Origin of the sequence: Sphingomonas sp. BK345, from assembly GCF_014193845.1 — a bacterium.
GTDB lineage: Bacteria > Pseudomonadota > Alphaproteobacteria > Sphingomonadales > Sphingomonadaceae > Sphingomonas.
Window position 1 is genome coordinate 224,770 of sequence record NZ_JACHZX010000005.1, and the last position, 13,011, is coordinate 237,780.

Genomic DNA, 13,011 nt, shown 5'->3' on the forward strand with positions numbered 1-13,011 from the left:
GCGCAGCGCGGCAGGCATCGAATAACCATCTGACAGGGGGCGAGACGTTGGCCGCAAGGCGCGTCAGGATCCGTCACGCCGCTGCTACGCCACCGCCGTAATGCGTCAGCCGCAGGATTGAGGTGTGTCTCCAGCCATCTCTATCGGCCCCGCCCGACGGCGAGCCCTCGTCGTCCATGGGGGTAAAACATTGATCTCGATATTCTTGGCGGCAGCGATGTCGTCGACCGCCATCGTCGCGCCCGGAGCCGACGCCAGCGAACCGCCGAGCACGTCGGCGCCGGACACGGTCACCACCGGCGTCGCCAGGGGGCGCGACCGGCTCGACAGCGCCACCTCTACCAGCAGCCTCAGGGCCGCCGACGTCGAGAAGCTGGCGCCGCGCTCGGTCGCCGACCTGCTGCGCGACATTCCCGGCATCCGCTCCGAAGCATCGACGGGCGAGGGCCTGGTGAGCCTCAGCGTGCGCGGCCTGCCGCTCGCCTCGTCGGGGATCAAGTTCGTCCAGCTCCAGGAGGACGGCCTGCCCGTGCTCGAGTTCGGCGACATGCAGGGGCTCGGCGCCGACGGGATGGTGCGCGCCGACCTCAACCTCGCGCAGGTGGAAGTGATCCGCGGCGGCTCGGCCTCGACCTTCGCCTCCAACTCGCCGGGTGGGCTGGTCAACTTCATTTCCAAGACCGGTGAGATCGAGGGCGGCGCGGTCGCGCTGACCGCCGGGCTCGACTATGGCCAGTATCGCATCGACGCCGACCAGGGCGGCCAGCTCGGCGACACATGGCGCTACCATATCGGCGGCTACTACCGTCGCGGCGAGGGGCCGCGCACCGCGGGCTATGACGCGCAGCGCGGCGGCCAAGTGAAGCTCAGCCTCACCAAGACCTTCGATGGCGGCTATGTACGGCTGTACGGCAAGTATCTCGACGATCGCACGCCCTTCTACGACGTCGTGCCGATGCGCGCGACCGGGTCCGAGCGGCATCCGGCGCCGCGTCCCGTGGCGAGCTTCGACATCGGCTCGGGGGTGCTGCTGTCGCGCTCGATCCGCGACGTGCTCGTGCTCGACAGTACAAATCAGCCGGCACGGCACGACGTTGGCGACGGCCAGCGCACGCGCTCGCTCAGTGGCGGAGTCGAGGCGCAGATCGACGTGGCCGACTGGACGGTGACCGAGCGGTTCCGCGTCAGCAGCGTCTCGGGCGCGCTGGTAAGCCCGTTTGCGACCATGTTCCTGCCGGCCGCGCGCGCTGCGAGCCTCGCCGGTGTCGGCGGGCAGCTGTCCTATGCCAACGGGCCGCTCGCGGGCCAGGTGATCGCCGATCCCGCTAGCCTGAACGGCAACGGGCTCGTCGGCCTGCTCAGCATCCTCGACCTGCGCATTCGCGACTACGGCAATGTCACCAGCGACACGCGCGCCAGCCGTGCCGTGCGCATGGGCGAGGGCGAGCTAACGCTGACCGGCGGCTTCTACGCGGCGCGCCAGATGCTCGACCGCGACACTCTTTGGAGCACGATGCTCTCCGACGTGCGCGGCGACGGCAAGGCGGCGCTGGTCGACCTCAGCACCGCGACCGGCGCGCGGCTGACCGACAAGGGCGTGCTCGCCTATCAGTTCACGCCGCTGGCGGGGAAGCGACGGCGGAGCATGGACCTCGACTATGCCGTCAACGCGCCCTTCGCCTCGGTCAACTACCATGTCGGCGCGGTCGCGATGGGCGGGAGCCTGCGCTACGACACGGGGAGTGCCAGTGGCCGCCTATATGGCTCGGACCTCGGCGGCGGGCGCATCGCCACCGTGACGCGTGACATCGACGGTGACGGCCGCATCTCCGCGCCAGAGACCAAGGTCGGCATCACGCCGCTGACCTCGCCAGCGCCACTCGAGTATACCTACCATTATCTGTCCTATTCGACCGGCATCAACTGGCACCTCGCCGAGCCGTTCGCGCTGTTCGCGCGCTACAGCCGCGGCGCACGCGCCAACGCGGATCGCCTGCTGTTCAGCCCCATCGTCGACTCGGTGACCGGCGCGCTGGCGCTGCCGCGAGCCGCCTATGACCCGGTGCGCCAGGCCGAGGTGGGGGCCAAGTTCCGGCAGGACGGGCTGACCTTCAACGTCACCGGTTTCTGGGCGACGGCGCAAGACAGCAATACCGATCAGGTGACGACCGAGCCGATCGAGCGCGACTATCAGGCGCACGGCATCGAGCTGGAGGGCGGGGTGCGGCACGGCATCTTCGCCTTCAATGGCGGCGCGACGCTGACTCACGCCGAGATCACGCGCGACGCGGTCAACCCGCACTTCGAGGGCAACACGCCGCGCCATCAGGCCAAGCTGACCTTCCAGGCGACGCCGCAGCTCGTCACCGAGCGGTTCAGCCTGGGCGCGGTGTTCATCGGCACCACCGGCAGCTACGCGCAGGACAACGACCTGCTGCGCATACCCGGCTATGTCACCACCGGCGCCTTCGTGCAGGTGCGTGCGGCCGAGCGGCTGTCGCTCGGACTGAACGCGAGCAACCTGTTCGACGTGACCGCGATCAGCGGCTTCGACGACGCGGCGATCCCGCCGAGCGGGATCCTGCGCGCGCGCGTGCTCAACGGGCGGACGGTGTCGGCGACGGCGCGGCTCGACTTCTGAGCCGGTGGCGGGGGTGGCGCGGCCGCGTCATCCCCGCTCGACCGCGCTGCGCGGCCCGGCGGCGAGCAGCTGATCCAGGGAGACGGGCTCGAAACCGTGCACGTCGACGCCCACGTCATGCTGGCGCTTCATCGGCGCGAGCCGACCGTGGCTGTGGCCGTGCAGGTTGATCGCGCCGCGGTGCTGCCCGTTCCAGCTGCGGAAAGGGTAGTGGCCGAGTACCAGCTTGCGTCCGTCGAGCTCGAGCTCGGCATAGTCGCCGACGCTCGCCCAGCCCGGTGCCGCGAGCGTCGCCGCGGGATCGTTGTTGCCGCGCAGCAGGTGCTTGGTCCCGTTCAGCCGGGCCAGCAGCGGCGCCACCGCCTCGGCGCGGCGCGCGACATCGCCGAGGTGCCAGACCGTGTCCGCGGGCGCGACCGTGGCGTTCCAGCGCTCGACCAGCAGCGCGTCCATCGCCGCCACGTCGGGGAAGGGGCGGCGCCAGATGTTGATCGTGCGGTGGTCGCTGAAGTGCGTGTCGGCGGTGAACCAGATTGTCATGTCCAGTAGAGCAGCCGCGCGGCGGGTAGCGCCGTCGCCAGCTTCGCCTCGAAGAAGGCGCGCAGGGCGCGCATCGTCGCGGCGTCGTACACCTGCTTCTCGCCGCCGAACTTGGTCCGCTTGGTGGCGCGATCCTGCCCGCTCATGTCGAGCGACGAGCCGGGATACCAGCTCTCCAGCACCGTGCGCGACGTGGCGGTGTAGCGGTGCGTGATCAGCTCGACGGTGAGGTCGAGCCCGGGCGCGCCCGCCAGCGCGGCGGCGGCATCGTCGATCAGCGTGCCATAGGCGCTCTCCCAGCCCGGCGCGGCGATGATCGGCGCGATTGTGAGGCCGACGGGATAGCCGGCGTCCGCCATCAGCCGCAGCGCGCGCAGCCGCGCCGCGACCGGCGCGGTGCCGCCCTCGAAGCGCGCGAAGGCGGTCGGGTTGATCGAGGCGCGCATCCGCGTGTGGCCGCCGTGGTCGAGCGCGAGCAGCGGGGCAACATCGGCGAATTTGGTGGTGAAGCGCAGCTGCGCCTCGGCCTTCCAGCGTCCGAACCAGGCGATCGCGACCGAGAGCGATCCGGTCAGCGGCTCCAGCGCGAGCGGGTCGGTATAGCAGGACGCCTCGAAGGTGGTGCCCTCGCCGGCGCGGGCGCGCTGGCGCGAGGTGACGGTGCCGCGCCCGAGATGATCGGGCAGCACCGCCAATATCTCCTCCAGATTGGCGTAGACCCGCGTTATCGGCGGCCCCTGCAGTGAGCCGGCGAGATAGCAGTAGCTGCAATGCGCCGGACAGCCCTCGGCGAGGTCGACGCGCCAGTCGGCGCTGGGCGCGATCGGCTGGAGCCGTCGCTTGGAGGGCGGCGCGACGGTCACCGCCAGCGTCGCCTTCGCCGCGGCATAGGCGCGGCGCGGATCGTCCGGCAGGTCGAGCGCGAGCCGGTCACCGGGCAGCTCGATCACGTCGACGCCCGCGGCGCCCGCGCGCGCGGCGATCGCGCGGCCGTGGGCGAAGCCGCGCGCGGCGCGCGTGATCAGCAGCCGGCGCGGGCGCCAGACGACGGGGCGGGGAAGGTCTGTCGCGAGCGCCACCCTGGGCGAACGAGCCGGGACCCGCAGGGTTCAGCCTAAATTCGAAGATGTTACGGCTGATGACCCCAAGCGGCGCCGCGCGATTGCGCCGGGCATCGAGGTGCCTTAATCGACTGGCACAGTGACTCGTTGAGGACGCCTGCCCTGATGACTTCGAAGATCCTGCTGGGACTCTCGCTCGTAAGCTCCCTCGCCGCGACGCCGCTGACGGCCCAGACCCGACCGGCCACCGCCCCCGCGCCGGCTACCGCGGCCGCGTCAGCCGGCCCGCGCTACGGCGCGTTCGGCGTCGACCTGACCGCGCGTGACACCGCGGTGAAGCCCGGCGACGACTTCTGGACCTATGCCAACGGCCAGTGGGACAAGACCACGCCGATCGCGGCCGACCGCCAGTCCGCCGGCCCAGCGGTGGTGCTGAGCGACGAGGCCGAGCTCCAGGTCCGCCGCATCCTGGAGGAGGCGACCAGCGATCCCGCCGCGATCGGCCCCGCGGCGCCGCAGATCGGCGCACTCTATGCCAGCTTCATGGACCAGGCCGCGATCGAGCGCGCCGGCACAGCGCCACTCGCGCCCTATTTCGCCAAGATCGACGCCGCGCGCGACCGCGCGCAGCTCCAGCGCCTGTTCGCCACCGTCGGCTATGCCTCTCCCGTCGAGATCGGCCAGCTGCCCGACCCGTCCGACCCGACGCGCTACGTCGCCAACTGGGGGCAGGGCTCGCTCGGCATGGGCGGGCGCGACTATTACCTGCTGACCGGCGCCAAGTACGACGCCTATCGCGCCGCCTACCGCCGCTATATCGAGCAGGTGCTGACGCTCGCCGGGATCAGCGACGCGGCGGCGCGCGCCGATCGGATCGTCGCGCTGGAGACCGCGATGGCGAAGGTGCAATGGTCGCCGGTCGAGCAGCGCGACCTCGCCAAGATGCTCAAGCCAATGACGGTCGCGCAGCGCCGCGCGCTCGCACCGGAGTTCGATTTCGCCGCGATGGAGACGACGGCGGGCTATCGCAACCAGCCGGTGCTGATCGTCAGCGACGACACCGCGCTGACCGCGCTGGGCAAGATCTTCGCCGCGACGCCGGTGAGCACCTGGCAGGACTGGATGAAGTTCCGCCTCGCCTCGAGCCAGGCCGCGGTGCTGCCCAAGGCGTTCGACGATGCCAGCTTCGCTTTCTATGGCAGGACGCTGAGCGACCAGCCCGAGCAGCGCGCACGGTGGAAGCGTGGCGTGGCGCTGGTCAACGGCGCGATGGGCGAGGCGGTCGGCAAGGTCTATGTCGCGCGCTTCTACCCGCCCGAGAGCGAGGCCAAGATGGCCGAGCTGATCAAGAACCTGCGGGGCGCCTATCGCGAGCGGATCGAGGGCAACAGCTGGATGGATGCCGCGACCAAGCAGGCCGCACTGGCCAAGCTGGCCGCGTTCGAGCCGCGCACCGGCCACCCTGCGACGTACATCGACTATTCGTCACTCAAGGTCGTGCGCGGCGATCCGCTCGGCAACAACATGCGCGCGGCCGAGTTCGAGCATCAGCTCGATCTCAGCCGCTTTCCCAAGCCGGTCGATCGCAGCCTGTGGGGCATGACGCCGCAGACCGTGAACGCTTACTACGACCCGCTGGCGAACCAGATCACCTTCCCCGCCGCGATCCTGCAGCCGCCCTTCTTCGATCCCAAGGCGGACGTGGCGGTGAACTACGGCGCGATCGGCGCGGTGATCGGGCACGAGATGGGGCACGGCTTCGACGACCAGGGCAGCCAATTCTCCGCCTCGGGCAAGTTCGAGAATTGGTGGACGCCGGCGACCCGCGAGGCTTTCACCAAGCGCACCGGGGTGCTGGTCGGCCATTACGACCAGTATGAGCCGATCCCGGGCGTGAAGGTGAAGGGCGCGCTGACGCTGGGCGAGAACATCGGCGACCTCGGCGGGATCGAGGCGGCCTATTCGGCGTACCAGCGCTACCAGGCCGAGCACGGTAAGGCGCCGGTGATCGACGGGCTGACCGGCGACCAGCGCTTCTTCCTGGCCTATGCCCAGGCGTGGCGGAGCAAGATCCGCGAGGGGGCGCTGCGCGCGCGGCTGCTCACCGACCCGCACTCGCCCGCCTTCTACCGCGTCAACGGCATCGTCCGTAACGTCGACGCCTGGTACGACGCCTTCGCGGTCAAGCCGGGCGACAAGCTGTACCTCGCGCCCAAGGATCGGGTGAAGATCTGGTGAGGGTGGCGGTTTAGCGCACCGCGGAAAGCCGGAGCAGACCCACCCTCCCCGTCATCCCGGCGCAGGCGGGGATCCATAACCGCTGACGTGGCGCCTCTATCGTGAGCGTCAGCGTGTCTGGATCCCCGCCTGCGCGGGGATGACGGTAAGGGGCGAGAATGGCGAAGCGAGGGCGCAGCGACGTCCTGGCACCTAACCCACGTTGCTTTCGGGCTACCCGCGCGTTGGCGCTGGCATGACGCTGCTGATCCCGCTGCTGGGCGACCAGCTCACCCCCTCGCTCGCCAGCCTGCGCGACGTCGACCGCGGCGACGCGGTCGTGCTGATGATGGAGGTGTGGGACGAGGCCAGCTACGTGCGCCATCACCAGAAGAAGATCGCGCTGATCTTCTCGGCGATGCGCCACTTCGCCGCGGCGCTGCGCGACGATGGCTGGGCGGTCGACTATGTCGCGCTCGACGCGCCCGGCAACACACAGAGCTTCACCGGCGAGGTCGAGCGCGGCGCCCAGCGTCACCGTGCCAGCGCGATCCGCACCGTCGCGGGCGGCGAGTATCGCGTCCGCCAGGCGCAGGACGGCTGGGCCGCACGCACCGGCCTGCCGGTCGAGATCCTCGAGGACGACCGCTTCGTCTGCCCGCTGCCCGACTTCTTCGCCTGGGCACAGCGCTCGCGCGAGAAACGGATGGAGTTCTTCTACCGCGAGATGCGCCGCCGCACCGGGCTGCTGATGGACGCGGACGGCAAACCCGAGGGCGGCCAGTGGAACTTCGACCACGACAATCGCGCCGGGCCGACCGCCGGGCGCAACTATCCCGCGCCGCTGCGCTTCGCCCCCGACGAGACGACGCGCGACGTGCTCGCCCTGGTGGCGACGCGTTTCGGCGACCATTTCGGCGCGCTCGAGCCGTTCGCGCTGCCGGTCACCCGAGCGCAGGCGTTGCAGGCGCTCGATCAGTTCGTCGACGAGGCGCTGCCCGATTTCGGCCGTTACCAGGACGCGATGGTGGCGGGGCAGGACTATCTGTTCCACTCCAGCCTGTCGCTATGCCTCAATCTCGGGCTGCTCGGACCCGTGGAGGTGTGCGAGGCGGCGGTGCGCGCCTATGAGCGCGGGCGCGCGCCGATCAACTCGGTCGAGGGCTTCGTCCGCCAGATCATCGGCTGGCGCGAGTATATACGCGGCATGTACTGGTGGGACATGCCCGCGTTCGCCGAGCGCAACGCGTTGGGAGCGACGCGCCCGCTGCCCGACTTCTACTGGACCGGCGAGACCGACATGCGCTGCCTGGCCGAGGCGGTCGACCAGACCCGGCGAGAGGCCTATGCGCACCACATCCAGCGGCTGATGGTGCTCGGCAATTTCGCGCTGCTCGCGGGGGTGGCACCGGCGGCGATCTCGGACTGGTTCCTGGTGGTCTATTTCGACGCCTACGAGTGGGTCGAGCTGCCCAACGTGGTGGGGATGAGCCAGTTCGCCGATGGCGGGGTGATCGCGTCCAAGCCCTATGTCGCGAGCGGCGCCTATATCGACCGCATGTCCGATTACTGCGGGCGGTGCCGCTACGACGTCAAGAAGAAGACGGGCGAGGGGGCGTGCCCGTTCAACGCGCTCTACTGGGACTTCCTCGCGCGCCACGAGCAGCGGTTCGCGCGCAACCCGCGGATGCGCAACGTCTATGCGACGTGGCGGCGGTTCGACGACGCGCGCCGGGCCGAGTATCGCGACAGCGCGCGCGCGTTCCTCGAGACGCTGGAGCCGGCAGCGCCGGGCTGGGCGCGGGAGCAGACGGCGTAGGAACGAGGGCGTTCGCCGAAGCGCCGTCCCCCGACGGAGGCCGGGGTCCAGTTGGGGGGAGGGCAGTGTCACTCATGATGGTCCGCCCAACTGGGCCCCGGCCTTCGCCGGGGAACAGTGGAGCGGGTAGGGGCCCTCTACGAGCTCAGAATCGCGCGCGAACACCGACGCGGTAGATCCGCCCCAGCGTGTCGTACAGTGCCGGGTTCACGTCGAGGCCGGTGTTGGTCTGCGGCGAAGGTTCCGGATCGTGGTCGAACAGATTGTCGACCTTGAAGTACATGCTGACCTCCTTCGTCACGTTCACCCCGCCCCCGATGTCGAAGTAGAAGGCACCCTTCATGCGATTATAGTCGATCGTCGGGTTGGCGGTCGTCGACACCGGGCAAGTGCCGGGGTCACAGACGACATATTGGTTACCAATCACGCCGTTGCTGAACCAGCGCTGTTGCAAGGTGAGGTTGAACTTGTCGTTCTCATAGGTCTGGATCGCGAGCAGCTTCCAGTCGGGCGTCGCGCCCGAGTTGGCGCCGGCGGTATCGACCGGCACCGTGCCGGGCAGACCGGGATCGGTGACGAACTTGATCACGTGTGTCGCCAGCGCGCGCATGGTGAAGCTGCCGCCGAGCGAGAGCGGGTTGCGCCACTGGTAGCTGGCCTCGATGTCGAACCCGTCGGTGTCGATCGAGGCGAGGTTGAACGACTGGACGTTGACGAACTTGGAGTCGCCGTCGAGGTTGAAGGCGCCGCACGTGTCGGGGATGTTCGACACCACGCAGAGATTGACGATCTGCTGGGCCGACAGGCTGGAGACAACGTCCTTCACCTTGATCTTGTAATAGTCGAACGACAGGCTCAGCCCCGGTGCCCAGCTCGGCTGCGACAGCACCGCGCCCAGCTCCGTGCTGCGCGCCGTCTCCGGGCGAAGCGCCGAATTGCCGATCGTGTTCTGGATGATCAGCACCTGCTGGCCGTTGGGATTGGCCGCGGTCGGGCGCGGGTCGGTGAAGTTCGGCACGGTGGTGGTGACCGGCGCGGCGAACAGCTCGGAGAGGTTGGGCGCGCGCACGTCGCGTGACGTCACCGCGCGCAGGCGGAAGCCGTCGATCGGCGTCTCCCAGGTGCCGCCGATCTTCCAGGCATAGATTACGCCCGAGGTAGAGTAGCGCGTCGACCGGCCAGCGACGTTGACGTTCGCCTTGCCCAGCGCGGCCGAGTCGAGCAGCGGCAGGTTGAGCTCGACGAAGCTCTCGACCACGTCATACTTGCCGCGGCCGTTCTTGTAATTGCCCGCGTACCAGTTGCTGCCGTCGGTGGCGTTGAGGATCGGGTCGGCCGGGTAGAGCGCCGAGTTCGGGCTGAGGTCGGTCACGCCCGCGCCATAGGGGTCAGCGCGCACACGATAGGCTTCCTTGCGATACTCGACGCCCATCGCGATCGCGAGCGGCCCGGCCCAGAGATCGACCGGGGTGCCCGAGATGCTCGCGCCGGCGGCGTCCTGCGTCTGCCGGGTGTGCTGGAACGGACCGTTCTCCGGCACGATATAGGCCAACGCCTCGGACGACGGCTGGAAGTTGCCGAAGATGTTGATCGGGCGACAGCCCTGCGCGCGCGCCACCGGATTGGCGCAGACGATCTCGCCGTTCAGCCGGACGGCGTTGATCGCCTGGTCGTAGCGGCGGTTGATGCTGATGTTGTCGACGTTGATGTCGGTGATGTTGATGCCGTGCTCGTAGTAGAGATCGTAGGTCCAGTCGTCTCCGAACAGGTCTGCCTTGCCTTTCAGGCCGCCGACGAAGCGATACTGGCGCCGATCGGTGTTGACCTTGATGTTGGGCAGGATCGCGTTGCTCAGGCCATAAGAAAAACTGGTGATGTTGTTTGCGGCGCATCCGGCCGCGATCGAGGCGGGCAGATAGGGGTTGGCGCACTGGATCGTCAGCCCGGTGCGGGCGGCGCCGGGGTTGGGTTGGTTGTTGCTTTTCACCTGCGCGATATTGGCGGTGACGTAGAGCTCCATGTCGGGCGTCACGTCGAAGCCGACGCGGGTATAACCGTTGATCCGCTCCAGCCCCGATTGAAGCGAGGTGCCCGATCCGACATGGCCCGACTGGTCGCCGCCGACGCAGAAGCCGACATAGCAGCCGATCACGCTGCCGCCCGCGGTCTTCGACGGGACGCCGTTCGAGCCATAGTTGAACGGCACCGGATTGCCGCTGGCGTCGAACGCGGTGCCCTGCAGCGGGCCGGCCGAGATCAGCCCGTACTTGGTGTACTGATAGGCTTGGCCGTGATCGCGGTAGAGGAACTGCGGGTTGCCGTTGTTGCGGATGCCGGTGTCGACCAGCGTGGTGGCGCGATACCAGTCGCGGCTGCCGGCGAGATCCTCGCCGAAGTCGCCGGGGCCGACACCCTGGTCCTTGGCATATTCGGTGCTGACGACGAGGTGGAGCCGGTCGTCGGCGAAGGCATGCCCCGCGGCGGCCTGGAGCAGCACCTGGCCGCCGTCGCCATAGGTCGTGACACCGGTCTGCGCGTTGGCCTTGAACCCCTCGAAGCGCGTGTCGGTGACGAAGTTGATCACGCCGCCGACCGCGTCCGAGCCGTAGGAGGCGGAGGCACCGCCGGTGACGATGTCGACCCGCTTGATGAGCAGCTGCGGGAATTGGCTGATGTCGGGCACGCCAGTGACGTTGGCGCCGACCACGCGTTGGCCGTCGAGCAGGGTGAGCGTGCGGATCGTACCCAGGCCGCGCAGCGAGAAGGAGCTGAGCCCCTGCGTGCCGCTCGAGGTGCTGAACGTGCCCGTCGCCGCGCCGGTCGAGCCCTGGAGCGAGGGCAATTGCGCGATCGTATTGAAGATGTTGGGCTGCGCGTTGCGCGCGATCTGCTCCTCGCCGACCACGGTGGTGGGCGTCGGCGCGTTGAAGCCGCTCGCGGTGATGCGCGAGCCGGTGACGATGATGTCCGAGCCGCTCGCCGGCGCCTGCTCGCTCGCCTGGTCGGCCGGTGTGATCGACGTGTCTGGGGCGGCGGTGACCGTGCCGGATGCGGTGGCGGGCACGTCGCCCGCGGGTGGCTGGGTCTGCGCCGCGGCAGGTGTGGCGACGAGGACGATCGCCAGCGTCGCGACACTGGTAGCGTTACCAAATCGGCTGGCGAGGTTTGAGCGCTTGACCGTGATCATCATCCATCCCCTGAGAAGGGCCCGCGCTGTCGCTGCGGTGCCGCTGTTCGCTACGCGGCGCTATAGTCGATCGATGCGGCAGCATCATCTACGACCAAAGTCGCGGCGGGAGCGGACGCCGACCAAGGTCGCGCTGGCCAAGTCGCCGCGGACGCGGAATAGCACGACAGGGGCGGTCGACTGGGCCGAACGGATCAACGGGGTGAGCATTGCACGCGATCGGACAGGCGGTCAGGGGCGAGAGCGCGGCGGCGCTCGCGATCGTGGTGATGGGGGTGAGCGGCACCGGCAAGACGACGCTCGCCACGGCGCTCGCGCACGCACTCGCCTGCCCGATGCTGGAAGGCGACACCTATCACTCCGCCGCTAACGTCGCCAAGATGCGCGACGGTCACCCGCTCACAGACGAGGATCGCTGGCCCTGGCTGGATCGGCTCGGCGCGGCGCTCGGCGATGCCGCGCGCGAGCGAGGTCGGGCGGTCGCCGCCTGTTCGGCGCTACGGCGCGCCTATCGCGAGCGGCTCGGCGACGCCTCGGGGCTGCGTCCGGCCTTCGTGCTGCTCGCGCTAGACCATGACACGATCGCGCGGCGGATGGCGACCCGATCGGGCCATTACATGCCGGTCGCCCTGCTCGACAGCCAGCTCGCCACGCTCGAGCCGCCCACCGCGGACGAGCGCGCGTTGACGCTGGACTCGACCCGCCCGCCCGACGAGCTGGTGGCGGCGGTGCGCGCGTGGTTGGGGCTGGGGTGAAGCGCTAGTAATCCTCCCCGTGCCGGGGAGGATTTCACGGCATCAGCCGTCGTCTTCCCTGCGAGAGATGCCAGCGCATCGCCAGCGCGGCGCCCTCGGCGTCCTGCGCGCGGATCGCGTCGACGATCGCGTCATGCTCTTCCATCATCGCGCCGATCACGGCGGGTGGGCGTGAGCGCGAGATGTCGACACCCGCGCGCAGCACGCGCATCACGCCGTCGAGCAGCTGGTCGAACACCAGCGGGAAGGACGCGTTGGCGGTGGCCTCGACGATCGCGCGATGCAGCCGCCAGTCCTCGTCGTGCGCCGGCGCGTGGGAGAGCAGCGCGGCACGCAGCGCCGCCAGAGCGCGTTCGATCGCCTCCATTTGCGCGGGCGAGCGACGCAGCGCCGCCAGCCGCGCCGCCTCGGCTTCGAGCACGAAGCGCACCTCATAGGTGCCCATCGCCGAGGCCAAGGTGTCCATCGGCATGTGCGTGTCCAGCCGCGCCGAGGGGCGGCGCTTGACGTAGGAGCCGGCGCCGCGTCGCGCCTCGGTGATCCCGTCCGATGCCAGGCGGGCAAGCGCCTCGCGCACGATCGCGCGCGACATGCCGAAGCTCTCGGCCAGGCGCGCCTCGGACGGGAGCCGGTCGCCGACCGCCAGCGCCTCGTCGTTGATGATCCGCACGATCGCGGCATAGGCGCGATCGGTCAGCCGTCCCTCGCTCACGCTCCTCTCCTCGGCTCTGGCATAACCTAGCGCAGCCATCGTGGCGAGGAGGATGCCTGTCAGACAGGTTTGCCGCCAC

8 protein-coding genes are annotated in these 13,011 nt (G+C 69.3%); 4 read left to right on the forward strand and 4 right to left on the reverse strand.

The window, feature by feature from the left end:
* The first annotated feature begins 217 nt into the window (after positions 1 to 217).
* On the forward strand, positions 218 to 2,641 hold the full coding sequence (locus FHY03_RS16305) for a TonB-dependent receptor domain-containing protein (protein ID WP_183931691.1): 2,424 nt from the start codon (positions 218 to 220) through the stop codon (positions 2,639 to 2,641).
* A gap of 27 nt (positions 2,642 to 2,668) precedes the next feature.
* On the opposite strand, the gene FHY03_RS16310 is transcribed toward FHY03_RS16305, so the two are convergent.
* A complete protein-coding gene (locus FHY03_RS16310) occupies positions 2,669 to 3,181 on the reverse strand; it encodes a metallophosphoesterase family protein (protein ID WP_183931692.1) in 513 nt (170 codons plus the stop codon).
* A complete protein-coding gene (locus FHY03_RS16315) occupies positions 3,178 to 4,260 on the reverse strand; it encodes a spore photoproduct lyase family protein (protein WP_183923302.1) in 1,083 nt (360 codons plus the stop codon). The genes FHY03_RS16310 and FHY03_RS16315 overlap by 4 nt, the downstream gene beginning before the upstream one ends.
* 147 nt (positions 4,261 to 4,407) lie before the next feature.
* On the opposite strand from FHY03_RS16315, the gene FHY03_RS16320 reads away from it, so the two are divergent.
* Positions 4,408 to 6,480, forward strand: a complete 2,073-nt coding sequence (locus FHY03_RS16320) for a M13 family metallopeptidase (RefSeq protein WP_183931693.1) — start codon at positions 4,408 to 4,410, stop codon at positions 6,478 to 6,480.
* 235 nt (positions 6,481 to 6,715) lie between these two features.
* Complete coding sequence (locus FHY03_RS16325) at positions 6,716 to 8,278, forward strand: cryptochrome/photolyase family protein (RefSeq protein WP_183931694.1); 1,563 nt, start codon at positions 6,716 to 6,718, stop codon at positions 8,276 to 8,278.
* A 145-nt stretch (positions 8,279 to 8,423) separates the two neighbouring features.
* On the opposite strand, the gene FHY03_RS16330 is transcribed toward FHY03_RS16325, so the two are convergent.
* Complete coding sequence (locus FHY03_RS16330; protein WP_183931695.1) at positions 8,424 to 11,465, reverse strand: TonB-dependent siderophore receptor; 3,042 nt, start codon at positions 11,463 to 11,465, stop codon at positions 8,424 to 8,426.
* 209 nt (positions 11,466 to 11,674) lie between these two features.
* Between FHY03_RS16330 and FHY03_RS16335 the strand changes: the two genes are divergently transcribed.
* Positions 11,675 to 12,220 (forward strand): gluconokinase, encoded by a 546-nt coding sequence (locus FHY03_RS16335; protein WP_311722005.1) that lies wholly within the window; start codon positions 11,675 to 11,677, stop codon positions 12,218 to 12,220.
* Between the two features lie 34 nt (positions 12,221 to 12,254).
* On the opposite strand, the gene FHY03_RS16340 is transcribed toward FHY03_RS16335, so the two are convergent.
* A complete protein-coding gene (locus FHY03_RS16340) occupies positions 12,255 to 12,932 on the reverse strand; it encodes an FCD domain-containing protein (RefSeq protein WP_183931696.1) in 678 nt (225 codons plus the stop codon).
* Positions 12,933 to 13,011: the final 79 nt, after the last annotated feature.

Excerpts from the sequence above, each read along its gene's own strand:
- FHY03_RS16310 (WP_183931692.1), bottom strand. The coding sequence starts at position 3,181 with ATGACAATCTGGTTCACCGCCGACACGCACTTCAGCGACCACCGCACG.
- FHY03_RS16320 (WP_183931693.1), top strand. The coding sequence starts at position 4,408 with ATGACTTCGAAGATCCTGCTGGGACTCTCGCTCGTAAGCTCCCTCGCC.
- FHY03_RS16330 (WP_183931695.1), bottom strand. The coding sequence starts at position 11,465 with ATGATCACGGTCAAGCGCTCAAACCTCGCCAGCCGATTTGGTAACGCT.
- FHY03_RS16325 (WP_183931694.1), top strand. The coding sequence starts at position 6,716 with ATGACGCTGCTGATCCCGCTGCTGGGCGACCAGCTCACCCCCTCGCTC.
- FHY03_RS16305 (WP_183931691.1), top strand. The coding sequence starts at position 218 with ATGTCGTCGACCGCCATCGTCGCGCCCGGAGCCGACGCCAGCGAACCG.